This is a genomic window from Streptomyces sp. NPDC058401, from assembly GCF_042722885.1.
Classification (GTDB): domain Bacteria; phylum Actinomycetota; class Actinomycetes; order Streptomycetales; family Streptomycetaceae; genus Streptomyces.
This window is the reverse complement of the sequence record NZ_JBHXKA010000010.1, coordinates 16821-41381: the sequence shown is the minus strand read 5'-3', so window position 1 is coordinate 41381 and position 24561 is coordinate 16821. Positions and strand designations below refer to the sequence as shown.

At 74.1% G+C, this 24561-nt stretch carries 22 protein-coding genes; 11 read left to right on the top strand and 11 right to left on the bottom strand.

The features are described 5' to 3' along the window. Positions 1-145: 145 nt before the first annotated feature. Complete coding sequence (locus ACFWNV_RS05645) at positions 146-1486, top strand: cytochrome P450 (RefSeq protein ID WP_383940962.1); 1341 nt, start codon at positions 146-148, stop codon at positions 1484-1486. Here ACFWNV_RS05645 and ACFWNV_RS05640 read toward each other — a convergent pair. Together ACFWNV_RS05640 and ACFWNV_RS05635 are read right to left on the bottom strand one after the other, a co-directional pair. Further along, complete coding sequence (locus ACFWNV_RS05640; protein ID WP_383940959.1) at positions 1458-2207, bottom strand: ZIP family metal transporter; 750 nt, start codon at positions 2205-2207, stop codon at positions 1458-1460. The two genes, ACFWNV_RS05645 and ACFWNV_RS05640, sit on opposite strands and share 29 nt — an antisense overlap. A gap of 144 nt (positions 2208-2351) precedes the next feature. Next, on the bottom strand, positions 2352-4835 hold the full coding sequence (locus ACFWNV_RS05635) for a YfhO family protein (protein ID WP_383940957.1): 2484 nt from the start codon (positions 4833-4835) through the stop codon (positions 2352-2354). Between the two features lie 376 nt (positions 4836-5211). On the opposite strand from ACFWNV_RS05635, the gene ACFWNV_RS05630 reads away from it, so the two are divergent. Continuing rightward, positions 5212-5832: an L-threonylcarbamoyladenylate synthase gene (locus ACFWNV_RS05630; RefSeq protein WP_383940954.1), complete on the top strand. Its 621-nt coding sequence runs from the start codon at positions 5212-5214 to the stop codon at positions 5830-5832. 67 nt (positions 5833-5899) lie between these two features. On the opposite strand, the gene ACFWNV_RS05625 is transcribed toward ACFWNV_RS05630, so the two are convergent. From ACFWNV_RS05625 to ACFWNV_RS05600, 6 genes are all read right to left on the bottom strand, one after another. Then, the gene (locus ACFWNV_RS05625) at positions 5900-6151 is read right to left on the bottom strand and encodes a hypothetical protein (protein WP_383940951.1); all 252 of its coding nucleotides are present in this window, start codon (positions 6149-6151) and stop codon (positions 5900-5902) included. Then, positions 6148-6741, bottom strand: coding sequence for a TetR family transcriptional regulator (locus ACFWNV_RS05620; protein WP_383940948.1), 594 nt, complete (start codon positions 6739-6741; stop codon positions 6148-6150). Before ACFWNV_RS05620 ends, ACFWNV_RS05625 begins: the two co-directional genes overlap by 4 nt. Further along, entirely contained in the window at positions 6738-8216 is a 1479-nt protein-coding gene (locus ACFWNV_RS05615) for an MFS transporter (protein ID WP_383940945.1), read from the bottom strand. The genes ACFWNV_RS05620 and ACFWNV_RS05615 overlap by 4 nt, the downstream gene beginning before the upstream one ends. Positions 8217-8350: 134 nt before the next feature. Then, the gene (locus ACFWNV_RS05610) at positions 8351-9292 is read right to left on the bottom strand and encodes a hypothetical protein (RefSeq protein WP_383940942.1); all 942 of its coding nucleotides are present in this window, start codon (positions 9290-9292) and stop codon (positions 8351-8353) included. A 78-nt stretch (positions 9293-9370) separates the two neighbouring features. After that, positions 9371-10774, bottom strand: coding sequence for a uracil-xanthine permease family protein (locus ACFWNV_RS05605; protein ID WP_383940939.1), 1404 nt, complete (start codon positions 10772-10774; stop codon positions 9371-9373). Beyond that, positions 10771-11901 carry an aryl-sulfate sulfotransferase gene (locus ACFWNV_RS05600; protein ID WP_383940937.1) on the bottom strand — a complete coding sequence of 377 codons (1131 nt, stop codon included), beginning with the start codon at positions 11899-11901 and terminating at the stop codon, positions 10771-10773. Before ACFWNV_RS05600 ends, ACFWNV_RS05605 begins: the two co-directional genes overlap by 4 nt. A 167-nt stretch (positions 11902-12068) precedes the next feature. Here ACFWNV_RS05600 and ACFWNV_RS05595 point away from each other — a divergent pair, with 167 nt between their 5' ends. Further along, entirely contained in the window at positions 12069-12665 is a 597-nt protein-coding gene (locus ACFWNV_RS05595; RefSeq protein WP_383940934.1) for a helix-turn-helix domain-containing protein, read from the top strand. Between the two features lie 30 nt (positions 12666-12695). Here the strand turns inward: ACFWNV_RS05595 and ACFWNV_RS05590 are convergent, their stop codons facing one another. Beyond that, positions 12696-13862 (bottom strand): AI-2E family transporter, encoded by a 1167-nt coding sequence (locus tag ACFWNV_RS05590; protein WP_383940932.1) that lies wholly within the window; start codon positions 13860-13862, stop codon positions 12696-12698. 275 nt (positions 13863-14137) lie between these two features. On the opposite strand from ACFWNV_RS05590, the gene ACFWNV_RS05585 reads away from it, so the two are divergent. The 7 genes from ACFWNV_RS05585 (at position 14138) to ACFWNV_RS05555 (ending at position 23107) form a co-directional block, all read left to right on the top strand. Further along, the gene (locus ACFWNV_RS05585) at positions 14138-14509 is read left to right on the top strand and encodes a hypothetical protein (RefSeq protein ID WP_383940929.1); all 372 of its coding nucleotides are present in this window, start codon (positions 14138-14140) and stop codon (positions 14507-14509) included. 195 nt (positions 14510-14704) lie between these two features. Then, positions 14705-18718: a helix-turn-helix domain-containing protein gene (locus ACFWNV_RS05580; RefSeq protein ID WP_383940926.1), complete on the top strand. Its 4014-nt coding sequence runs from the start codon at positions 14705-14707 to the stop codon at positions 18716-18718. Positions 18719-18926: 208 nt separating this feature from the next. Beyond that, the gene (locus tag ACFWNV_RS05575) at positions 18927-19775 is read left to right on the top strand and encodes a C40 family peptidase (RefSeq protein WP_383940923.1); all 849 of its coding nucleotides are present in this window, start codon (positions 18927-18929) and stop codon (positions 19773-19775) included. A 169-nt stretch (positions 19776-19944) separates the two neighbouring features. Next, positions 19945-21171 (top strand): serine hydrolase domain-containing protein, encoded by a 1227-nt coding sequence (locus ACFWNV_RS05570; protein ID WP_383941128.1) that lies wholly within the window; start codon positions 19945-19947, stop codon positions 21169-21171. Positions 21172-21287: 116 nt separating this feature from the next. Further along, entirely contained in the window at positions 21288-22088 is an 801-nt protein-coding gene (locus ACFWNV_RS05565; RefSeq protein ID WP_383940920.1) for an NPP1 family protein, read from the top strand. Positions 22089-22249: 161 nt separating this feature from the next. Further along, the gene (locus ACFWNV_RS05560) at positions 22250-22822 is read left to right on the top strand and encodes an HPP family protein (protein ID WP_383940917.1); all 573 of its coding nucleotides are present in this window, start codon (positions 22250-22252) and stop codon (positions 22820-22822) included. Positions 22823-22921: 99 nt separating this feature from the next. Next, on the top strand, positions 22922-23107 hold the full coding sequence (locus ACFWNV_RS05555) for a DUF6381 family protein (RefSeq protein ID WP_284717145.1): 186 nt from the start codon (positions 22922-22924) through the stop codon (positions 23105-23107). Between the two features lie 48 nt (positions 23108-23155). On the opposite strand, the gene ACFWNV_RS05550 is transcribed toward ACFWNV_RS05555, so the two are convergent. Then, a complete protein-coding gene (locus ACFWNV_RS05550) occupies positions 23156-23506 on the bottom strand; it encodes a hypothetical protein (RefSeq protein WP_383940913.1) in 351 nt (116 codons plus the stop codon). Positions 23507-23625: 119 nt separating this feature from the next. On the opposite strand from ACFWNV_RS05550, the gene ACFWNV_RS05545 reads away from it, so the two are divergent. Then, complete coding sequence (locus ACFWNV_RS05545) at positions 23626-24201, top strand: YdeI family protein (protein ID WP_383940910.1); 576 nt, start codon at positions 23626-23628, stop codon at positions 24199-24201. 14 nt (positions 24202-24215) lie between these two features. Here ACFWNV_RS05545 and ACFWNV_RS05540 read toward each other — a convergent pair whose 3' ends face one another. After that, entirely contained in the window at positions 24216-24539 is a 324-nt protein-coding gene (locus tag ACFWNV_RS05540; protein ID WP_383940908.1) for a hypothetical protein, read from the bottom strand. Between the last annotated feature and the right edge of the window lie 22 nt (positions 24540-24561).

The following is a 24561-nucleotide window of genomic DNA, read 5'->3' as shown; positions in this document are numbered from 1 at the left end:
CCTGGCCGAAGGCCGACCCCTGTCCGTTCCCGCTCCCGTACAGTCCGTGCTGCTGCCGCCCCGGCGGGCGGGAACGGACCCCGGCCGGCGGACGGTGGAGCGGACGGACGGCCGATCAGACGAACGTGCGGACAGGGGAACAGCGATGGCCATCGAAGCCGGTCCCGTGGGGCGCCCCGGTCTCCCGGTCCCCGAGCTGGATCCCTCCGTCGTGGAGCGGTGGAGCGCGGGGGGAGGCCGGCTCGTCGAGCTGCTGGCCGAGGTGTGCGGACGGCTCGGCGGGGTCGGCGCCTTCCGGCTCGGGGACGACGGCCCGGCAGGACGGCCGACCGTGCTGGTCACCGGTCCGGAGGCGATCCAGCACGTACTGGCCCTGCATCCCCGGCGCTACGTCAAACGCTCGCACCGCGCCCGGCTGCTGGTCGGCGACGGCGTGCTCTCCGCTACCGGTGAGGCGTGGAAACGCCAACGGCGGCTCCTGCAGTCCCAGTTCACGGGTACGGGCATGCGCCGCTATGAGCAGCGGATCGCCGGGGCCGCCCGGACCGCCGCCGGGCGCTGGGCCGCGTACGAGCGCACCGGGGAGGTCTTCGACGTCGGCGAGGAGATGCGGCGCTTCGCCCTCGACACCATCTGGCGCTCGCTGACCGGCCATCCACTGGACGAGGACACCGACCGCGAACTGGGCTCCGTCGCGGCCGTGGTGGCGGCGCTGCCGACGCTGCCCGCCGATTCCGCCGACGCCGGGGAGGCGGTCGCCGCGGATCTGGCCAGGATCGACGCCGTGGCCCGGCAGGCCATCGCCGCCGCCCGCCGGGGGTCCGCGGGCCCCGACGGGCCGGGGCTGCTCCACCTGCTGGTGGAGGCGTCCGCCGAGCGGCCCGAGTACACCGACCGGCTGATCCGCGACGAGCTGGTCACCCTGCTGGTCGCGGGACACGAGACCACGGCCACCACGCTGACCTGGCTGTACCTGCTCCTCGACCGCAATCCGGAGGCCCGCGCGTGGGCCCTCGCGGCGGGCGGCGAGGGCTCGGCCGAGCGCCGGGAGGCGATCCAGGCCCTGATCAGCGAGACCTTGCGGCTGTACCCGTCCGCCTGGATCCTGCCCCGGCACGCCGTCGAGGACGACGTCCTGGGGGGCTACTTCGTCGAGGCGGGCACCGACGTGGTCGTCTGCCCCTACCTCGCGCACCGCGACCCGGTGCTGTGGCCCGACCCCGAGCGCTTCGATCCGCGGCGCTTCACAGCAGCGGGCGGCCGGCCGTCCGTCCCCGGCGCGTACGTGCCCTTCGGCATCGGCCCCCGCGCCTGTCTCGGGCTGCAGTTCGCGCTGCGCGAGTCGACGCTGTTGCTGGAGCACCTGCTGCCGCACCGCGGGCCGGTCTTCCGCTCCGTTCCGGAGGCGGCCGCCTACAGCATCACGGTCCGGCCGGACGGCCCGACACCGGCCACGCTCACAGCTCACCCAGACCGAGGGCGGTGAGGAACCCCGCCACGGTCACCAGACCGGTGGCGAGGTGGGCGTTCTCCTGGGCCTCCGGGAGCATGGTGTCGGCGATCATCGCGAGGATCGCACCGGCGGCGAAGGCCGTGACCGCCGCGAGGGCCTCCGGCGGGGCGTCACCGAGCAGGGCGTTGCCGAGCAGCGCGGCCACACCGCTGAGCAGGGCGATGCCACCCCAGAGTCCGAAGACGTACCGGCGTCCGCGGCCGGCCGTGCGCATGCCGGCGGCGCTGGCCATGCCTTCGGGGATGTTGCTGATGAACACGGCGCCGATCGTGGCCAGTCCGACGGATCCCCCGCCGAGCAGGCTGGCGCCGATCACCACGGACTCGGGCACCCCGTCGAGCACGGCTCCCATCGCGATGGCGCTGCCGGAGCCGGGCTGCTGGTCCTCGGAGGGCTGGTGGCCGCCCGAGCGTTTGCGGTGCCGGCCGCCGCGCCGGGCCAGCAGGGCGTTGCCCGCGCTGTACACGGCCGCGCCGGCGGCCGTACCGAGCGCGGTCGGCAGCAGGCCGCCCGTGTCCTGGGCCTCGGCGATCAGATCGTAGGAGACCGCCGCGATCAGCACGCCCGAGCCGAACGCCATGATCAGGGCGATCAGCCTGCGCGGTACCGCGAAGAAGGTGCCGATGGCCGCGCCGGCCAGCAGGGCGCTGCCTGCGAGGAGCCCCCAGGCTCCGGCCGCGAGTGCGTCGTACAAGCTGCGCTTCCTTCCCCTGGCGCCGTGATCGGCGACGGCATCATTGTTCCCCCTTGCCGCCTTGCGGCCCGGCGGGACGGGCCGGAAGGCGGCAAGGGGCCGGGCACGAGCGGTGTGCCGTTCCCGGAGCCGGCTTCCGGTGTCTCAGGCCCTGCGGACGCGGCGGCGCGCGGCGGCCAGGACACCCGCGACGAGCAGCAGGCCCGCGGCGGTGCCGGCGAGGCCCGCGCGGAGCCCCTCGGGGACGTACGCGCACGCCAGCCGGTCGGCGCCGCCGGATCCCAGGGGGACGCCGAGCAGGCCCTGGTACGAGACCGGGGGGCGGGCCGGGCCGCCGTCGACCGAGCAGCTCCAGCCGGGGGACGGCGTGGTGGCGAGCACCGCCGTGCCGGTGGAGCCCGCGGGGAGCCGGGCCTCGACGGTGTGTCCGCCGGCCGTGACGTGGGTGGCCCCGCCCGCCTTCAGCCCGGCCACGGCCGCGTCGAAGGCGGCCTGGTCCAGGCAGCCGAGCGCGTCGGACGGCAGGACCTGGCCGTCTTGCGCGGTGCGCACGGAGAAGGTGAAGCGGCCGTCGGCCGCCGCCGTGCCCAGTTCCCTGACCGGGGCGCTGACCGCGGGAGGCCTGCCGGAGAAGCTCTCGTGCCGGCGGCTGTCGTCGGCCCGGGCGGTCGCGGAGAGGTCGGGCGCGTGGAGGAAGGCGCGGGCTCCGGGGGCGCACCGTCCCGTGAACGCGGTCCAGCTTTCGGGGCCCCAGCCCTCGGCCCGGGGCAGGGCGAAGCCCGGCCCGGCCGCTCCCGATGCGGGTGCGGCCGCCCCTGCGGGGGCGGTCTGTCCGTCGCCGCGGGTGAGCTCGGGGACGGTGTAGATCCTGGCGCCGAGCGCGGCTTGGCGCCGGGCCCAGACGGAGCCCGCGGGAGCCCCGTAGGGCTGGTCGCTGCCCGGTGTCCGGAGGGTGACCAGGGGCGGGGCGGGCAGGGTGCGGACGGTGACACCGTCCTCGCCGGCCGGTTCGAGGACGGTGCCGACGCCGAGCAGGGCCTGCAGCACCGGGTCTCCCGCGGGCCACAGGTGGCGGCCGCCCATGGCCTGGCCCAGGCCGAGGCCGCGCAGTGCGCGCGCGGTCTCCGCGCTCACGTAGCTGCTGTAGTAGGCGCCGCCCTGGCCGCCGACCAGCATCGCGTCGTTGTTGGTGACGAAGACGCCGGGTCCGGCGTCGGCCCGGGTGGCGGGCCAGTTCCGGTGCGCCTCCAGGGCCTGGCGCGCGTTCTTGCCGAGTTCGGTCATGGTCTGGGCGCGTACGGGGCCGCGCCGGCGGGGGTCGTCGGCGACGGAGTTCCCGTAGACGGAGTACACGGTGCCGGCGAAGACCGAGACGGCCAGCAGCGCCATCACGCCGATGCGGGCGGGGCGGCGCAGTCCGCGCGCGTAGAACAGCAGCAGGACCGTGGTGACGGCGCCGCCGATCAGGACGCCGGTGAGGGCGTGCTCGTTGACCGGCGGGAGGTCCTGGGCGGCCGTGACGAGCACGGCCAGCAGGCCGGCACCGCCGAGCAGGGCCCGGGGCCGGGGCATGTGGGCGAGGCAGATCCAGGCGGCCATCGTCAGCATGCCGCTGAGCACGAAGGATTCGCGGAAGGGGGCGCCGTGCGGGAGGGCCCCGCCCTGCCAGATCTTGGCGGTGGGGGTGAGGACGAAGGAGACCCCGGTCAGCAGCAGGAGCGAGCACCAGGCGAGGCGTTCGCGGCCGCGCACCTTCGACTGGAAGGGCAGGGTCAGGACGAGGAGGAGGACGAGCACCCCCGCGTAGACGTTCGGCGCGGGGCTGACGGGGTGGGTGCCCGGTATGAGCATCGAGAGGAGGGTCAGCGGATCGGTGTCCACGCTGACCACGTACAGCTCGGTGGGCTGGGCCCGCAGGTTGGCGTAGGCGCACACCAGGATGGCGGGGGCGGCGAGGAGCAGTCCGGTGCCGGTCATGGTGGCGGCCCGCCACAGCGCCCGGCCGCGGGTGCGCCGGTCGGCGTCGGCGAGCAGGAGCCGTACGAGGAAGACGAGCGCGGCGGCCATGGTTGCCATGGCGGCGGTGTAGAAGTTGGCGAACCAGCACAGGGCGACGAGGTGGCTGCCGAGGACCCAGCGGCGGCCGGTCAGACACCAGTCGGCGGCTATCCCGAGCAGGGGTATCGCGACCAGGCCCCAGGTCCACATCGGGACGACGGTGCCCTCGGCGACTCCCCAGCCGCAGACGGCGTAGCCGACGGAGAGCAGGGCGCGCAGCCAGGGCGAGCCGGGGCGCAGGCGCCCCAGGTACACGGTCATCAGCGCGGCGGCGAGGCCCATGCTGCAGAGGCTGACGAGGTAGACGGAGAGTTCCGCGTGCTGGCGGGGCAGGAGGCCGGCGAGCAGGGAGAACGGATTGGAGAGATAGGTGAAGAAGTCGCCGAGGAATCCGACGCCGTACCCGCTCTGCCAGTTGAAGAGCAGATCTCCCTGGGCGCTGCCGTGCTGGAGGTCCCAGAGGTGGGTGTGGAAGGGGACGTATTGGTGGCGCAGGTCGTTGTCGGCGCGCGGAACGGGCCCGAAAGGGTAGACCCCGCGCGTGGCGAGACCGATGCTGTAAGCCGCCATGGATATGAGCGCGGCCATGAAGGCCGAAAGGAATGCGATATTCCGCTTGACCCCGCCCACCTGGGACGCGACCTCTCTGCGGCCTCTCGCGGAGAGTGGTTTTCCGGCAGGCGAAAGCGACGTGGCGGTCATGTGTGGGAAACCCTCGTGCGTGACTAATCGGCCACGGACAGGCCGCCGATTCCCGCACCCTATGTACACCGCCGAAGAATTTACGCACGCGACGCAACAAATATGATCGCAATCACGGGAAGGTCCGGTCCAAGCAGGATAAAAAATGGACAATCGCCAACTTTTCGATCGCCCTGCGGCCACCCGCCCCCGGCCTGCCCTCGGGACAGGGTGCCGGAACCGCCGGATCCCGTAGGCTCGTCGGATGGCAAAGTACTTCGACGTACACCCCGACAACCCCCAGCCCCGAGCGATCGGCAGCATCGCCGACGGCATCCGCGCCGGAGGCCTCGTCGCCTATCCGACGGACTCCTGCTACGCGCTGGGCGCCCAGCTGGGCAACCGTGAGGGTGTGGACCGGATCCGGTCCATCCGGCAGCTCGACGACCGCCACCACTTCACCCTGGTGTGCGAGAACTTCGCGCAGCTCGGCCAGTTCGTCACCATCGACAACGACGTCTTCCGCGCGATCAAGGCGTCCACCCCCGGCAGCTACACCTTCATCCTTCCGGCGACGAAGGAAGTGCCGCGCCAGCTCCAGCACCCGAAGAAGAAGACCGTGGGCGTGCGCATCCCCGACCACGTCGTGGTGCAGGCGCTGCTGGCCGAGCTGGGCGAGCCGCTGCTGTCGAGCACGCTGCTCCTGCCCGACGAGGCGGAGCCGATGACGCAGGGCTGGGAGATCAAGGACCGGCTCGACCACGTCCTGGACATGGTGGTCGACTCGGGCGACTGCGGGACGCTGCCGACGACGGTCATCGACTTCTCCAGCGGCGAGGCCGAGATCGTCCGGCGGGGCGCGGGGGACACCACCCGCTTCGAGTAGCGGCCGGCGTCGGGCGGCGCGAAGGCAGGGCCGCAAAGGCAGGGCCTCCCCGCCGCCCGACGGCGCATCAGGTGCGCGGGTGCAGGACGGGCTTGAGGCCGTAGTCGAGCTCGGAGCCGTCCACGAGGAGGGCTTCCACCGTTCGGGTGACCGGATCGATGTCCGCCACCATCCCGTCACCCGAATAGCGGGGATAGCCGGAGGCGCCGTTCTGGCCGGTCGGTGCGACGACGGCGGAGCGGACGGCGTCGTCGGCCGACCCCTCCACCACGTGCTCGGGCACCAGCAGGATCTCGAAGGTCTGCGGTTCGGTACTCATCCCCCGACGCTAACCGGCTCCCGCGGATCATGCCCTCCGGCGCCGCCGTCGATGAGCCCCTGGAGCCCGGGGGCGTACAGGTCCGCCAGCCGTCCGGGCGGGGTACGGGTACCCGCGCCGTCGGGCCGGTGCAGACTCAGCGTCGCCCCCAGACCCAGCAGCTGGCCCGCGATCAGCTCGGCACGCAGCTCCCGGTCGGCGCCTTGGAGACGGTCGGCGAGGCGGGCGGTGACCTGTTCGCGGAACCGCTCCCGCAGCAGGGTGCGCTCGTCGTCGATGCCCAGGGAGAACACCACCCGCAGCAGCGGGTCCCCGCGGAGCTCGTCGCGCAGCCGGACCGTGGTCAGGACGAGGTGGCGGCCCAGTACGGCGGGCTCCGCCGCGAACAGGGCGTCGGCGGCCGGCTGGAAGTCGGCGACCGTGTTGAACAGCCCCTCCTTGCTGCCGAACCGCTTCACGATCAGCGAGGGGCTGACCCCGGCGTCGGCCGCGATGCCGCGCAGGGTGACCTCTGCGTAGGGCCGCAGGGTGAAGGCCCTGCGGGCGGCGCGCACGATGGCGTCGCGGCCGGACTCCTCGGCGGTGCTCATGTGCCCTCCCGGAGCGCGGACGCGGACCTGGTCACCCCGACCGTACCGGCCTGCGCGGACCCCGCCGGCCTGCCGGCGGGCAGACACAGGGCCGCCGCCAGCGCGGCGAGCGCGGCTCCGGCCGCGATCAGGAAGACCAGCAGGTACGCGTGCAGGGTGGGGACGCTGCGCCCGCCCGCCAGGAACGTGACCTGGGCGAGCACGGCCGCGACCACGGCGCTGCAGCAGGCCTGGCCCACGGAGCGCATCAGGGTGTTGAGGCCGTTCGCGGCGCCCGTCTCGGTCACGGGGACGGCCCGCATGACGAGCGCGGGCAGCGCCGAGTAGGCGAGGGCGGTACCGCAGGCGACCACCGTGGCGCCGGCCACGATCAGCCAGAGGGCGTGGCTGGTGAAGAACCGGACGAGGTAGCCGACGGCCATGACCGCCGCTCCCAGGGCCAGCGCGGTCCGCGGGCCGTACGCGGCGGAGAGCCGCGCCGACACCGGGGACAGCGCGACCATGGCCAGGCCTCCGGGCAGCAGGCACAGCCCGCTCACCACGAGGGAGGCGCCGAGCCCGTACCCGGTGCTCTTCGGCTCCTGCACCAGCTGGGCGGTGACCAGGGAGTTCGCGTAGAAGGCGAAGCCGACGAGCAGGGCCGCGAGGTTGGTGAGCAGGACGGCGGGGCGCGCCGAGACGCGCAGGTCGACCATCGGGGAGGCGGTGCGCAGCTCATGGCGCCCCCAGAGGGCCCCGGTGACCAGGGCGGTGGCCAACAGTGCGAGGGTGCGGGGCGCGGTCCAGCCCCAGTCCGCGCCCTGGGTGATGGCGAGGAGCAGGGCCACGAGGGTGGTGGCGAGGCCGAGGGTGCCCGGTACGTCGAACCGGCCCGCGGTGCGCGTCGGGGACTCGGGGACGGTCCACAGGACGAGGAGGACGTCCAGCAGGCCGAGGGCGGCCGAGGCCCAGAACATGGTGTGCCAGTCGAAGTTGTCGACGACGAGGGCCGCAACCGGGAGGCCGATCGCGGCGCCGATCCCGAGGGTGGAGCTCATGAGGGCGATGGACGGCAGGACGCGTTCCGCCGGGAGTTCGTCGCGGATGATGCTGATGCCGAGCGGGATGACGGCGAGCGCGGTGCCCTGGAGGGCGCGTCCCGTGATCAGGACGGCGATGTCGGAGGTGGCCGCGCACAGCACGGATCCGGCGGTCAGGACGACGAGCGAGGCGAGGAGCACGCGGCGCTTGCCGTACATGTCGCCGACCCGGCCGAGCACGGGGGTGCAGACGGCGCCGGTGAGCAGGGTGACGGTGACGAGCCAGCCCGCGGCGGCGCGGCTGCTGCCCGTCAGGTCGGGGATGTGCGGCAGCAGGGGGACGACCAGGGTCTGCATGACGGCCACGATCGCCCCGCAGAACGCGAGGACGGCCACCATCGGACGAGGGCCGGGGCGGCGGCGGGGGCGGAAGCGGGGGTGCGTCTTGGTGGGCATACGGCTCCGGACACTGGTCCGACGGAAGGGGTGCACATGCGTTCACCCCCAGGGTAAACGCGCGTGCACCCCCGTGTCCGCCCCTCCGGGGCAACGGATTCCGGCCGTTTCGCGCGGAACCGCCCGGCCGACGCCTACGGGCGGGCCGCACCCTCCGGCGGCCCGGCCTGCCCGGCCCCGGGGGCCGAGGGGTGGCGCAGCAGGCCGCGCGCCCAGCGTTCGTTGAGACCTGCGAGGAAGCCGATGGCTCCCCAGAAGAACCAGGTCTTGACCAGGGCCCCGTGCCCGTCGGCGGAGAGCGGGCCGGGCCCGCACAGTGCGGCCGGGGTGGCCGGCGGGGTGAGGAGGGTGAGGATCCCGCCGGCGACCAGGAGGTAGAGGGCGGTGGCCAGGAACCAGCCCACCACCACCCGGTACCAGCCCTCTTGGCGCAACGCACGGGACAGCTGGACCGGGTCCGAGAGCTGGACCGGGTCCGAGAGCTGGACCGGGTCCGGCAGCCCGACCGGGTCCACGCCGGGCCCGGTCCCGCCCGGGCGGGACCGGATCAGCTGCCGGGGATCGCGCAGCCGGACGATCACGCTGAAGACCGCGCCCGTGGCGCCGCCGGCGAAGCACACCAGTGCCCCGGCCAGGGCCAGCTGCTCCTGGCAGCCGAGGCTCACGCCGAAGAGCCGGGGCACCCACTCCCCCAGGGCGAAGACCAGGAGCAGGATCACCGGGCTGAGGACGATTCCGCAGGTCAAGCCGGTGTTCAGGCCGCGCGCCGCCGCCGTGGCCGTATCGGCTTCCAGTCGCGCTCCGGCCAGCGCTACGGCCGTCTCCAGCCGGGCCACGTCCGCCCCCTGGGCCACGGCGCGCAGGGCGCGGAGCAGTTCGTCGGTGACCGCGGTGCGCGTCCGCCGTTCGAAGGCCCGCTGCGCGGCCGTGTGCAGGCCGTCGAGGCGGAGCATGAGCTCCGGTTCGGCACACCACAGTTCCCGCAGCCGTTCCGGATCGATGCCGGGCACCTCTTCCAGTGCCCGTATCTCCCCGTCGGCCGCGCCGTCGAACCACTCGCGCGCATCGCGCAGCATCGGCTCCCCCTCTTCGCACAGCAGTTGTACTCGCCTTCGCCGCGCGAGGATAGCCGCAGGCCCGGCGGAGCGCCGCCGTCAGTCCGCCGGGCGGGCCTGCTCCGGGGGCGGGCTCCCGTCGCGGCCGAACGTGCGGAAGAGGGCGTGGAGCAGGACCGCGGTGAGCGTGCCCGCCACCACCCCGCTGCCCAGGACGGTCCGGGCCCAGGTGGGGAACCCCTGGTAGAGGTCGGGGGCCACCACCGGCAGCAGTCCGGCGGTGAGGGCCAGCGCGATCACGGTGGAGCCCCCGCCGGCGCCGGGCGCGGTCCGCCCGAGCATGTCGACGCCCATCACCGCGATGATCCCGTAGATCACCAGGGCGGATCCGCCCACGACGGGTGCGGGGATCGCGGCGAGCAGCCGGGACACGGGTGCCAGCAGGCCGACGGCGATGAGCAGCACGCCCGCGCCGGCGGTCACGAAGCGGCTGCGGACCCCGGTGAGCCGTCCGATGCCGATGTTCTCGGCGCTCGTGACCATCAGCGAGGTGCCGAACAGCCCGCCGAACACGGAGATCAGGGCGTCGGCCCGGGCCACCCGGGGGACATCGCGTCCGGGGTCGCTCTCGCGCCCCACGGTCTCGCTGTTCAGGACGGTCTGCCCGGTGATCTCCGCGAGGGTGGTCAGGCTGAAGACGAGCAGGGGCAGCGCGGCGAGCAGGTCGAACTGCGGTGCGCCGTACGGGAGGAGGTGCGGCAGGGTCAGGCCCCCGCCGGCCCCGCCCACGGGCGCGAGGTGGCCGAGGCCGGTCGTGAGCGCGATGAGGGTGCCCGCGCCCATGCCGAGGAGCACGGCGGTCTGCCGCCAGATCCCGCGCAGCACCATGAGGAACAGCACGGTGCAGCCGATGGTGGCGCCGGCCAGTACGACGGCCGAGGGCGCGGCGTACCCGGGGCTCCCGGGGCGGCCGGTGACCAGCTGGGCGGCGACCCGGATCATGGCGATCCCGATGAGCAGCACGGTGGTGCCCATGACCAGCGGCGGGAAGAGCCGGACGACCTTCGCGTAGAAGGGCAGTACGGCGAAGAGCAGCGCCGCGGCGAGGAGCACCGAGCCGGTCGCGGTCGCGGGGCCGTGGTCCTTGGCTATCTGAAGGAAGAGGGCGGTGGCCGCCCCGCCGGGGAGCATGACGAACGGCAGCCGGGCCCCGAACCGCCACACCCCGAGGGACTGGAGCAGGGTGCCTACGCCGCAGAGCACGAGGGTGGCGCTGAGCAGGGAGGCGGTGTGCGCGGCGTCGAGGCCGAGGGCCTGGCCGGTCAGGAACGTGGTGGAGACGGGCGCGGCCACCATGGCCAGGACGTGCTGCGCGGACAGCGGGGCCAGCCGGCGCAGCGGCAGCCTCTCGTCCACCGGGCTGACCGGGCTGACCGGGCTCACGGGGGCCGCGGGCTCCGTGGCCTTCCCGGGCTTCGTGTCCTTCGTGGAGGCGGCGCTCATCGGGCGGCCTCTCTGTCCAGCCAGGGCAGCTCTTCGGCGGTGTAACGGTAGGCGCGGAAGACCGCGTTGGGCTCGGACGGGAACAGGCCGCGGACCTCGGACTCCTGGTAGGCGCCGAAGTGCGGGACGACGTACTCCCAGCAGAGGTAGCCCTCGGGGGTCACCTCGAAGAGGCGGCCGGACGGGGAGTCGGTGACGAGGGTGTTGCCGCCGGCGAGCCGCTGGGCGCTGCCCATGAAGGGGGCGAAGAAGGCCTCGCGGGCGGGGTCGTGGTACTCCCAGACGACCTTGCCCGAGGAGCGCTCGACCTCGATGACGCGGGAGTAGGGGACGTCCGATCCGGGCCGGAAGACTCCGTTGTCGAACACCAGCACCCGGCCGTCGGCGAGTTCGGTGGGGGCGTGCTGCTGGGAGACGACTCCGGGTTCGGTGCGCCAGAGGATCTCGCCGGTCTCCCGGCTGATGACGACCACGGCGGAGACGCTGCGCAGGCTGGCGAGGACGTTCCCGTCGGCGAGCGGTACGACGCTGTTGATCAGCGGCCAGTGCTCCCGGGCGTAGTCGGGGTGCAGGGCGTATTCGGCCCGGTCGAGGTGTTCTGCCGCGTTCCACGACCAGCGTACGGAGCCGTCGGCGTCGACCTCCTTGATGGTGTCGGCCCATACCGTGCCGTCGGCCGCCTCCGAACCGGGGACTCCCCCGAGCACGCCCGCCGCGTCGGAGCCCCGCAGGGGTTCGAGCGCGGTGTAGAGCACACGGCCGCCGCCGAGGTGGTGGGCGTCGTGGTGCTGGAGGGGATCGCGGTGTTCGCGCAGGACGGTGCCGTCGGGGGCGGCTTCGAGCATCACGCCGCCGCGGTACTTGTGCCACATCGGGAAGAGCGCCTCCTGCCCGGGGAGCACGCCGCTGTAGGCGAGGTTGCCGTTGGCGAGTATCCGGGCGTGCCGGCCGGGGCGGTAGGGCAGCCGCCACTCGTGGACCACCTCGCCGTGGATGTCGATCAGGTACACCTCGCCGGTGCCGGTGAGCGGGGCGAAGAGGGTGTACCCGCCTTCCGAGGCCGCGGGGTCGAGGGCGATGAGACCCGTGCCGCGGCGGCGGCGGAAGTTCTGGTCGACCGGGGGCATGCTGTCCTCCTGCGGAGCGTGAAACTTTGTTTGATGCGAGCAATCTCCTTTGAAGTTAGCGGTGCATTGTTGCGGCACTGTGAAGGGAGTGCGAAGCCCGCGGCCGGGTGCGGGAAGATGATCGTCAGAGGCGTGAACGACGAGCGGGGTGCGGGGTGGGCGGCCAGGTGGAAGAGGAGACCTCCGAGCGGCGGATCGGTGCGGGCATCCGCAGGCGGCGCAGGGCCCTGGACCTCACCCTCGCCGAGGTGGCGGCGCGCAGCGGGCTGTCCTCGCCCTTCCTCAGCCAGATCGAGAACGACCGGGCCCGCCCCAGCATGCGCTCGCTCCAGCGGGTGGCGGACGCCCTGGACACCACGGCCGTGCAGCTGCTGGCCGCCGGGGAGACCCCGCGGCGCGTGGACATCGTGCGGGCCGACGCCGATCCGGGGCTCGACTCCGGCTTCGGGCCCGGCTCCGGGACGGATGCGACGGCCCGGGTCCGTCCGCTCGTACGCGGCCAGCACCAGATGCACGCGCTGGAGTTCACCGGGGACCATGACGCGGAGCGTGCGTTCCGGCACCGCAACGACGAGCTGATGTACGTGGCCGACGGCTCGGCCGAGGTCGAGGCCGACGGGCGGACCCACCGCCTGGGCCGCGGCGACACGCTGTACCTCACGGGCGGGGTGGAGCACCGCTGGCGGGCGCTGGAGGCGGGCACCCGGGTGCTGCTCGTCGCCGTCGCCGACCACGTCGAGGCCGTCGTGGACCCCCGGAGCTGACCGGGGGCCGCGCACGGGTACGGCGGTACGTCAGTCCGTGGGTACCTTGCGCAGGGACTGGTGCACGGACCAGGCCACCGAGACCAGGGGCACCGCCACCACCGCCCCCACGATCCCGGCCGCGATGGCTCCCGCGACCACCGACAGGGCCACCACCATCGGGTGCAGGCGCACCGCCCAGCTCATCACCAGGGGATGCAGCAGGTGTCCTTCGATCTGGCCGATGACCACGATGAGCGCGACCACCAGTGCGGCCACGAGCGGCCCCTGGGTGGCGAGCGCGACCACGGCTGCCACGCCGAGGGCGACCGGGGAGCCGATGAGCGGGACGAAGGCGGCGACGAACTCCAGCAGGGCCAGCGGAACCGCCAGCGGGACACCGAGGAGGTAGAGCGCGATGCCCACGAGGACGGCGTTGGTCGCGGCCACGAGCACGATGCCGTGGGTGTAGCCCGTGAAGGTCCGCCACGCGGCGCGTCCGCCCACGGCCATCCGGTCCCTTGCGCCTTCGGGAAGCTGTGAGCAGAACCAGTTCCACTGCCGGTCGCCCGAATAGGTGAAGAAGACCGAGCAGAACAGCCCGAGGGCCGCCACGGTGAACACCGCAACGACCCGTCCCGCACCGCTGAGCGCCGTGCTCAGCAGGGTGGAGCGGTGGCTGGAGAGGTAGTCGCCGATCTTCGACTGGGCATCGCTCAGGACGTGCGAGTCGAGCCGCAGCGGCGGACCCCGGAGCCAGTCCTGGATGCGGTCCAGCCCGACCCGGAACTCCTTCACCAGCGCCGGCCATTCGCCCGCGACGGCCTCGCCGACCAGCGCGAGGGCGCCGAGCACCACGATCAGACTGCCGATCAGTGCGCAGGCGACGGCGAGGCCGCGGGGCATCACCCGGGCCAGCAGACCGGCCGGCGGGCGCAGCATGGCCGCCGCGACCAGGCCCAGGAAGAGGGCGAGGGCGATCTCGTGGAACCGCCCCAGGACGGCGAAGACCGCGTACGCCGCCGCGCCGACGACCAGCAGCCGCCAGGCGTACCCGGCGGCTGTCCGCAGGGCCGGGGCCACCGGGGTCGCCGTCCGTGCGGCGGCCGGCGACCCCGCACGCGCCGGGGTACGGGCGGGGCCGGGCCGGCCTTCACCGCGGGGCCGGCCGCCGGGCGGGAGCCGCCGGGCGGGCCGCGTCACGAGTCGCCTGGTCATGTGCGGCCGCACCTCCGGGGTGTGTTGGTCCCCTCGGGCTATCACCCCGGCGGCGGCCGCCCCGTGCGCCGCGCAGCGCGTTCGCCCGAAGGCTTCATCCGCGCTGGGCCGAAGGAGCAGGCCCGGGCGTTGCCCCTCCTTCGGCGAGTGCGCTGGTCACAGGGGGTTTCCCGAAGCGAGCCGCCGACGGGCGACGGGAAACACGTCGACCCGGGTGCCCGCCGGGGACAGGCTCCAGGTGTCAGCACGGAGCAAGACCCGAGGGGACACCCACCATGCGCAAGATGATCCGCGGCGCCGCCGCGTTCGCCACCGCCGCAGCAGCCGTCGTCGCACTCAGCGGAGCCGCCGGGGCGTCCGGCGCGCAGCCGGCCGACACGTGGGCCGGGTGCCCGGACGGGGCGGTCTGCATCTACCCGCAGAACCAGAACCCCGCCGTCAGCCCGAGCCACGTCTTCTACAGCTACGGGGCGCACAACCTCAGCAACCAGTTCGGCAACCACTGGGTGCTCAACAACCAGTACGGCGGGGCCTCCGCACGCCTGTGCAGCGGCTCCAACGGGGCCAACTGCGGCAACCCCATCGCCCAGGGCACCGGGGTCTACGCCGACCTCGGGCCGATCAACTCGATCACCCTCAACCGCTAACGGCGCACAGCCGACCGCGCACCGCGAACGGGCGGGACAGCCCGTTCGGCACTCGCAAGGGCGTTCCGGATTCCGGCCCCCGGCCGGGCTCCGGAACGCCGCCGCTTCACGCCGCACCGCACGAACGGCCGGTCGGCCGTCAGACCCCCGCGATAGCCTGGGCACCTGCCTCTCACAGCCTGGGCGCACATTGCCATGGGGGACGTCTTGGGGGATCCGGACCGCGCGAGCGGGACCGCGGCGGGCTTTCCCGCCCAGTTGAGAAGGCTGCGCGTGGAGCGCGGCCTGTCCTTGGGCGACCTCGCCCGCCGGACGCACTACAGCAAGGGTTATCTCAGCAAGATCGAGACCGGCGCGAAGCCGGTCACCCTCGAGGTAGCCCGCAGCTGCGACCGGGTCCTCGGGGCAGAGGGCGAACTCCTGCGGCTGGTACCGGAGAACGAGGGGTCCGGGCCGCCCCCGGCGACCGGGGCCCGCGCCGAGCGGGCCGGACCCCACCCCGCGCAGGCCGGTCCGCCGCACCCGCGCGGTCCGCAGTCGGACGGCGCGTGCCCCTACCGCGGCCTGTCGGCGTTCACCCCGCAGGACGCCCGGTGGTTCTTCGGCCGGGAGCGGGCCACGGCCGCCCTCGTCGAGCGGGTCCACGACCGGCTCGGGCACGGCCCGTTGCTCCTCGTCGCCCGTTCGGGCGCGGGCAAGTCCTCCCTGCTCAGCGCGGGTCTGGTACCGGCCCTGCGGCGCGGCGGCCTCCCTGTGGCGGGGTCCGACGGCTGGCCGGTCGTCAGGTTCACCCCCACCGCGCACCCGCTGCGCGAGCTCCTCGAAGCCACCGTCAAAGCGGTGGGGGGCGACCTCGGCGTCAACCCGGAGCAGTTGGGCGCCCACCCGGAACGACTGCTCGAATCCGTGCACCGGCTGACGAGCGGAGACGGACCGGCCGGGCCCGCCCCCGGAGCGGACGGCCCCTCCCCCGGAGCGGCCGGGGGCCGGCTCCCGGCCGTGCGGCCGGTGCTGCTGGTCGACCAGTTCGAAGAGCTGTTCACCCTCTGCTCCGACGAGGAGGAGCGCCGCGCCTTCGTACGGGTGCTCCTCGCCCTGGCCACCGCTCGGCCGGCGGCGACGCCCGGCGGCGGACCCGACCCCGCCGTCGTCGTGCTCGGTGTGCGGGCCGACTTCTCCGGGCAGTGCCTGGACCTGCCGGAGCTGGCCGCCGTGTTCAGCGAGGGGCTGTTCGTCCTGCCCCCGATGTCCGTGGCGGAGCTGCGCGAAGCGATCACGCACCCCGCGGAGCTCTCCGGGCTCGTACTGGAGCCCGGGCTGGTCCCCCTGCTGCTGCGGGACGCGGGCGTACGGGACCCCGGTGCCGGTGATCCCAGGGCCGGTGATCCCGGAGCCGGTGACCCCGGAGCCGGTGATCCCGTGCCGCGCCCCGGCGGCGGTCCGGACGCCTGGCCCGGAGAGGCTCCCGCCAGCGCCCTGCCCCTGATGTCTCACGCGCTGATGGCCACCTGGCAGCGGCGCGAGGGATCCACGCTCACCGTCGCGGGGTACGAGTACGCCGGCGGGATCCAGGGCGCCGTGGCACGCAGCGCCGAGCAGGTGTTCGCCCGGCTGGACCCGGCCGGGCAGCGGACGGTCCGGCGGCTCCTCGTGCGGCTGGTGCACATCGCGGACGGTACGGGGCCCACCCGGCGCCGGATGGGCCGCACCGCCCTGCTGGCGGGACAGGCCGACCCGGTGCGGGCCGCGGCCGCGCTCGACGCCTTCGTCCGGGCCCGGCTGATCAGCGCGGACAGCGAGACGGTCGAGATCACCCACGAGGCCCTGCTGCACGCCTGGCCCCGGCTGCGCGGCTGGATCCATGCCGACCGGGCCGGGCTGCTCGTCCACCAGCAGCTGGCCCAGGCCGCCGACGAATGGGTGCGCGAGGCCCGCGACCCGTCGATGCTCTACCGCGGCAGCCGCCTCGCCACCGCCCGCACCTGGGCGGAGGAGCTGGACGGCCGCAGCCGGCTGGGCCCCCGGGAGACGGCGTTCCTCGACGCGAGCCGGGCCGCCGAGGAGGCGCGGAGCCGTCAGGACCGGCTCCGCGTCCGGCTGCACCAGCGGATGCTGGCCACGCTCGTCGTCCTGCTCCTGCTGGCGCTGACCGCCGGCGGGGTGGCCTACCAGCAGCGCGCGGGGGCGCTCGGGCAGGAGCGGACCGCCCGTTCCCAGGCGCTGGCCGCGCGGTCGCTGTCCCTGTCCGCCGGACAGCCCGAGGCCTCGATGCTGCTCGCCGGAGAGGCCTACCGGGCCGAGCCGACGCCCGAGGCCCGCGGCGCCCTGCTCAGCACCCAGGCGCAGCCCTTCCTGGCCCGGCTCGGCGGGCACGGCGGGCCGGTCAACGCGGTGGCCTTCGCCCCGGACGGCCGGCTGCTGGCGACCGGCGGCTCCGACGGGAAGGTGCTGCTGCGGCGGGTGGCCGACCGGAGCACGGTCGCCGCCTTCACCGCGCCCGGCCGGGTGCGCGCCGTGGCCTTCAGCCCCGACGGGCGGACCCTGGCGGCCGGTTCCACCGACGGCCCGGTCCGGCTGTGGCCCCTCGGTTCCGGCGGCGGCCCCGTGTCGGTGCTGCCCCCGAGCACGGCGGGCGCCCGGGCGGTGGCCTTCGCCCCCGACGGGGACACCCTGGCCGTGGCCGCCGCCGACGGGACCATCCAGTTGCGGGACACGGCCGGGGACCACTCCGAGCGGGCCGTCCTGACCGGGCACACCGCGCGGGTCAACACCCTGGCGTACGCCCCGGACGGCCGGAGCCTCGTATCGGCCGGCGCCGACGGGACCGTGCGGTTGTGGGACACGCGGCGGGCGGAGCCGGCCGGCGTCCTGGAGGGGCACACCGGGGAGGTGCTGGGCGCGGCCTTCGCACCGGACGGCCGTACGGTCGCCACCGGCGGGGTCGACCGTACGGTGCGGCTGTGGGACGTCGGCGGGCGGCGGGCGGCCGCGACGCTGACCGGGCACAGCGACGACGTCAACTCCGTGGCCTACACCCCGGACGGCACCACCGTCATCAGCGGGGGCGGCGACGGCACCACCCGGCTGTGGGACGTCCGGGGCGGCCGGCTCACGGCGACGCTCGCCGGTCACACCGACTACGTGCTCGCCGTCTCCGTGGATCCGGCGGGATCGGTGCTCGCCACCGCCGCGTTCGACCAGTCCGTCGTCCTCTGGGACCTGCGGGGGTCCGTGCTGACGGCGCGCCCGTTCACCGAGGTGTGGCACGCCGCGTACAGCCCCGACGGGAAGCTCCTCGCGACGGCCGGCGCCGATCACACGGTGCAGGTGTGGGACGTGGCCGGGCGGCGGGTTCAAGCCACTTTCACCGGACATGCCGAGACGGTGTTCTCGGTGGCCTTCGCCCCCGACGGACGCACCCTCGCCTCGGCCGGCGCCGACGGCACCGTACGCCTCTGGGACACCACCGCGCACGCTCCGCTCGCCACCCTCACGGGGCACGGCGGGACGGTGTTCTCGGTGGCCTTCGCCCCCGACGGACGGACCCTCGCCTCGGCCGGCGCCGACGGCACCGTACGCCTCTGGGACACCGCCACGCGCGCCCCGCTCGCCACCCTCACCGGGCACACCGACTTCGCCAACGACGTGGTCTTCAGCCCCGACGGCCGGACCCTGGCCAGCGCCGGGGACGACCTGACCGTCCGGCTGTGGGACGTGGCCGGGCGCCGCCCGCTCGCCGCGCTCGGCGGGCACGCGGGTGCGGTACGGGCCGTCGCGTTCGGCCCGGACGGGCGGACCCTGGCGAGCAGCGGCAACGACGGCACCGTACGGCTGTGGGACACGGAGCAGCGGCGCGTCACCGCGGTACTGACCGGGCACACCGGTTCGGCGCGGGGCATCGCCTTCTCCCCCGACGGGCGGACCCTGGCGAGCAGCGGCAACGACCGTACGGTGCGCCTGTGGGACGTCCCCGGACACCGGCTGCGGGCCGTGCTGTCGGGCCACACCAACGCGGTGTGGGGGGTCGCCTTCTCCCCCGACGGGCGGACCCTGGCGAGCAGCAGCAACGACGGCACCGTACGGCTGTGGAACCCGGATCCCGGCGCCCGGCTGGCGGAGATCTGCCGGACGGTGGGCCGCCTCGGGCCGCGCGAACGGCAGGCGCTCGCGCCCGGTCTGCCCGTGCGGGCTCCGCGGGGCGGCTGCTGAGCCGTCAGGGTTTCCTCCGGGGTTTCCCGTTGCCCGTTCGGGTGGTGCCCCGTCCGCCCCTCGACGGGGCGCCGCGGCGGCCGACAGGCTGATCCACGGATCCGGATCCGGATCCGGGCCCCGATCCGGGTCCGGGTCCCGCCGTCAAGTGCCTTGTCGGCGCCCGCGCTTCACCCCCCGCCCCACCGCGTGAAACGAGGTCTCCACCGTGCTGCGCCGAACTGGTCTCATCGGAACGCTCCTCGCGCTCCTGGCCGTACTCCTCTGCACCCCCGCAGGCCCGGCGTCCGCCGACGAAGGCTGCCGGGTCCTGGCCCCCGGCGCCTCGGCGGCGGCCGAGCGGGCCGTCGCCGCCGCCTGCGAACAGGTGGGAAAGGGGGTCTGGTACACCTGGGGCGGTGGTCACGGCCCGGGGCCCGGTGCCACGTACGGGCAGGTGGACCCCACCGATCCGGCGAGCGAGCACGATCCCGAACGGCTCGGCTTCGACTGCTCGGGTTTCGTCCGCTACGCCTACGCGCAGGCGGCCGGCTCGGACCTGCTCGACGGGGTGGCCAGTGCGCAGTACTACACGCACCGCGCGGCCACCCGCTTCACCGCCGCCCAGGGGCTCGCCCCGCTGCTCCCCGGCGACCTGCTGGTGTGGGGGACCTCCCGCGACCTGCACCACATCGCCCTCTACCTCGGGGCGGGCAAGATCGTGGAGGCCCGGCAGTCCGGCACCAAACTGATGGTCAGTGAGGTCACCGACGCCCGGCTGTCGAACGGCTATTACGGGGCGGTCCGCGTGGACACCGGCCCGGTCACCGGTCAGGTGTTCCAGACCTGGGGCACCGGCGTGTGGACCAAGGAGCAGCCCGCGACGGGGGCCGCGCGGGTCTACGCCCTCCCCGGGCCGACGACCGTCCGCATCTCCTGCCAGAAGCACGCGGAGTCGGTGACCTCGGACGGCTACACCAATGACGCCTGGTCCTATCTTCCGGACTACCGGGCCTGGATGACGAACATTTACGTCCGCGGGGCGGCTTGGCTGGAAAACGTTCCCACCTGTCGTTGATCATCCGTAAGGTCGGAAACGATCCGCAAACCCCCCAAGCCGGCCGACCCGGCCCATTTCGAGGAGCAACGTGCGCCCGTCTGCGTACCCGTCGTACCTGCCGTACCCGTCGTCCCCGTCCACCCGGTCCGCGCTCCCCCGCTCACGGCGGCTGGCCGTCGGCGCCGCCCTGCTCGCCGTCGTGGCCGGCGGTACGCTGCCCGCCACCGCCGCCCACGCGGCGAGCGCGCCCGGCTCCGTCGCCCAGGCTCCCGTCCAGCCGGTGGCCGCGCCCGATCTGGAGGCGCTGACGCAGGCCTTGCGCAATACGACGGCGGCCGGAGCCCCCGGGGCGATGGCCCGCTTCACCGGTCCGGACGGGGTCAAGAGCCGGGTGGAGGGCGTGCGCGACCGGGAGACGGGCGCGGCGATGGACCCGCGGGCCCGCTTCCGCATCGGCAGCGTCACCAAGACGTTCTCCTCGGTCGTCCTCCTCCAACTGGTGGACGAGGGACGGATCGAGCTGGACCGGCCGGTCAACTCCTACCTTCCGGGCCTGCTGCCCGACGACCGGATCACGGTGCGCCACCTGCTCACCCACCGGAGCGGTCTGGCGGACTACACGAACGCGATGTTCGAGCACACCGTGCCCGGCTTCGAGGCGGTCCGGAACAAGGTGTTCACGTACAAGGAGCTCGTCGGCCTCTCGCTCGCCGAGCCGAGGACCACCGAGCCCGGGGTGGCGTACAAGTACTCGAACACCAACTTCGTGGTGGTGGGGATGCTGATCGAGAAGGCCACCGGAAAGCCGGTGGCCAAGGAGTACGAGCGGCGCATCATCAAGCCCCTCAAGCTGAAGAACACCTCCTACGTCCACCCCGGCACGGCCATCAAGGGCCTGCACGCCAACGGCTACCTGCACCCGGACGAGGCCGGCGCCCCGCTGGTCGACTCCACCGAACAGACCGTCTCCTGGGCGCAGTCCGCGGGCGCGATGATCTCCAGCGCGGCCGACCTCAGCACCTTCATGTCCTCCCTGCTCGGCGGGAAGCTGCTGCGTCCCGGCACGCTGGACGCCATGATCACCGTGACCCCGACCGACACCACGAACACCCGGTTCTACGGGCTGGGCCTGCGCCGCTACGACCTCTCGTGCGGTGTGCAGGTCTACGGGCACACGGGCACGGTGCAGGGCTTCTACACCTACGCCTTCACCACCCGGGACGGCAAGCGGTCCCTGTCCACCATGGCGAACACCTCCAACCGGGGCCAGGCCAACACCGCCCTCGGCGGCACGCTGGAGGCCGCCTTCTGCGGCAAGGCTCCGGCCGCCGGCCCGGCCACGGCCACGGCGCGCGGTTTCGCGTTCGCCCCGGCCGCTGCCCCGGCGGAGGCGGACCTCCCCGAGAACCGCTGACGGCGATTCCCGGACACGGGTCGGCTCCCGCCCCTTGGCTTGGGGGCGGGAGCCCGGAAAGCTGAACTCCGCATTCCCGCACGGGCGTTGCCCGTGTGACCGATGAGGAGGACACGATGGCCGACGCACCGCCCGTGAAGCGTTCCCGCAGGGGGCCGGGCCGGCGGGCCCGCCGGATGCTCGCCGCCACCGCGGGGGCCGCGACGCTGGTCCTCGCGGTCCCCGGGGTCGCGTACGCGGCCCCGCCCCCGGCCCTGCCCGCCAACGCGGACGGGCTGGAGCAGAGCTTCCAGCCGGCCTACGACTACGACCGGGACGGCTGTTACTCCAGCCCGGCCATCGGCCCCGACGGCACCCTCAACGGGGGCCTGAAGATGGGCGGCGACGTCAACGGCCAGTGCCGCGACCTCTCCGACCTGAACAACACCAACGGCTACTCCCGCGCGAAGTGCAACAACGGCTGGTGCGCCGTCATGTACGCCCTCTACTTCGAGAAGGACCAGGTCTCGCTCGGCCCCGGCAGCGCCGGGCACCGGCACGACTGGGAGCACGTCGTGGTGTGGATCCAGAACAACCAGGTCGGCTACGTCTCCACTTCGGAGCACGGGAACTTCAAGGTCCACGCCGCCTCGCAGATCCGGTTCGACGGCACGCACCCGAAGATCGTCTATCACAAGGACGGGATCAGCACGCACTGCTTCCGTGCCGCGAACTCCAACGACGAGCCGCCGGAGAACCACAAGGGCACCTGGCAGTACCCCGCGCTGGTCGGCTGGAACGGCTACCCCGCCGGGCTGCGCGACAAGCTGAGCCAGGCCGATTTCGGCAGCGCCCTGCTCGGGATCAAGGACGGCCAGTTCAACGGCCACCTGGCCAAGGCCAAACCGGCCGGGATCCCCTTCGACCCCAACGCGTGACGGCCCCGGGACCTGCGGAAGGGCGCCCGGTGACGGCCCCGGGACCCGCTAGAGGGCGACCGGAAGGGCCCGGATAAGGTCGTCGCGGGACCGGCGCCGCCCCGCCGCCCCAGCTTCGCACCTGCCCGGCCGACGGCCGCCCTGCCCGGAAACCTGCCGCCATGAGTACCGCGCTCCACCCTGCCCAGTCCCCCGACGCCTCCGGCTCCTCCGGGGCCGCCGCCCCCGAGCCGCCCCGCCGGCGGGCGATCGGCGGCCGGGCACCGGCCCGGCCGACGGCCGCCGCCGCGATCCACAGCATCAGCGCCGCCACGGTGGTGCTGCTGTGGCTCGTGGCGATCGGAGCCATGATCCACGAGCCGATCCTCATCCCCCCGCTGGCCGCCAGCGCCGCCCTCGTGCACAGCGCGCCCACGCTGCCGCTGGCGCAGCCGCGCGGGGTGGTCATAGGCCACATGGTCGGGGCGGCCGTCGGCTACGGGGTGCTGGCCGTGGCCGGAAGCAGCGCCTGGGGGGCCGCCGTGGCCGCCGGTGTGACGCTGGCGCTGGTCATGGCCGCGCGCACCCCGCATTCACCCGCCTGCGCCACCGCCGTGGTGGTCGTGCTCCAGACCCCGGTGGCGGCCCGGTTCGTCCCGCTGCTGTTCGGATCGACCGTGCTGATCGTGCTGACCGGGTACGCGGCCTCCCGGGTGCGCCGCAAGGCGCCGAGGTACCCCGCGTACTGGTGGTGACCGTACGTCGCCACGGGCCGGGGTTCGAGATGCGCTCCCGGCGTACTGCTGGTTCGCTGAAGGACGCCCGGCGTCCCCCCACAGCGCCCAGGAGTGAACATGAGTGCAGGCGAGTCCCACGGCCGGTCCCGGCAGCTGCGCGACAAGGCGCAGGAACTGGACGAGGCCGCCACCCGCTCGACCGACCCGGACGAGAGCCGGCGGCTGCGGGACAAGGCGCGCCGCCTGCGTGAGCAGAGCGAGCAGGAGCGCGTCATCGACGACCCGGGGATGGACCTGCGGTAGCCCCGTAGCGGGCCGGCTACGGGGCTGCCGGCCTACTGACCTGCGGACCTACGGGGCCACGGCCGCCGCGGGGGCCTCGTCGAGCTCCCATGCGTGGCGCTTGAACTCGCGGACGAAGTCGGCGTGGTCCTCCCACTGGCGGGCGATGCCGCGCAGCACGTCCCAGTGGTGCTCCACCGCCTGGTCGATGACCCGGCGGACCGTCGGCTCGGCCGTCTCCCGCTGCGCGATGAGGCCCTTGGCGACCGAGGCCTCCAGTGCCGCGTTGCGCAGGGCGCGCAGGGCGCGGGAGGTGTCGTCCATCCCGAAGCCGTTCTCGCTGCCCGTCTCCTCGGCGAAGAGCGGGGTGAGCCGCGCCTCGATGAAGGCGGTGATCCGCTCGAAGTGGCGTACGTCCATCGGGGGCTCCATCTCGGGTCGCTGCGCTGTCCGGCGCGAACCGGGCCCGCACCGGCGATCATTATCCCGCAGCCGGGCACCCGCTCCGCTCCGGGGGTGGGGGCACTAATCTGGCGTGCATGGACGAGCTGGACGGCGTGGAGGTCATCGCGTTCGCCGATGCCGGGGCCTTCGAGGACTGGCTGGCCGGGCACCACACCCGGCACGAGGGCGTGTGGGTCAGGCTGGCGAAGAAGTCGTCGGGGATCCCTTCGGTCTCCTCGGACGAGCTGGTCGACATCGGGCTGTGCTACGGCTGGATCTCCGGGCAGCGCCGGTCCCTGGACGAGCGCCACTACCTCCAGAAGTACGTGCCCCGCAGGCCCCGGAGCCTGTGGTCGCAGGTCAATGTCGACAAGGTGACCGAGCTGACGGCCCTGGGGCGGATGCGCGAACCGGGCCTCGCCGAGGTGCGCAGGGCGCAGGAGGACGGCCGCTGGGCGGGGGCCTACGCCTCCCAGCGGGCGGCGGAGGTGCCGGCCGACGTCACGGCGGCCCTGGCGGAGGATCCGGCGGCCCGGGCGGCCTTCGAGGCCCTGGACCGGACCGGGCGCTACCTCGTCGTTCTGCCCCTCCTCCAGGCCCTCACCCCGGAGACCCGGCGGGCCCGCCTGGAGCAGGCCGTACGTCTCCTGGCGCGGGGTTCCGCCGGCTGAGAGGGGTGCGCGGCTCAGGCCTTCGGGCGCACCTCCCGGCCCCGACCGCGGCCGTCCACCCGGACGAGCAGCGGCCGGAGGTTTCCGTAGGAGAAGGTCACCTCCGTCGCGTCGGACGAGACCACGTCCAGCCCGTCGAGGAACAGCCGTTCCGGCGAGGGCGGCCCCTGGGTCTCCGCGCACTGGTGCAGCCAGGCCGCGGGCGCGTGCGCGAGGGTGAATGCCCGCAGGGTGTCGAGCCCTTCGAGGATGCGCCGGATCCGCGCCGCGGCCTCGTCGAGACCGGCGGCCTCTGCGTCGAAGGGATCTGCCCCGGCCCCGTCGGGACCGATCCTCACCTCGCACGAGGTGTCCCCGTCT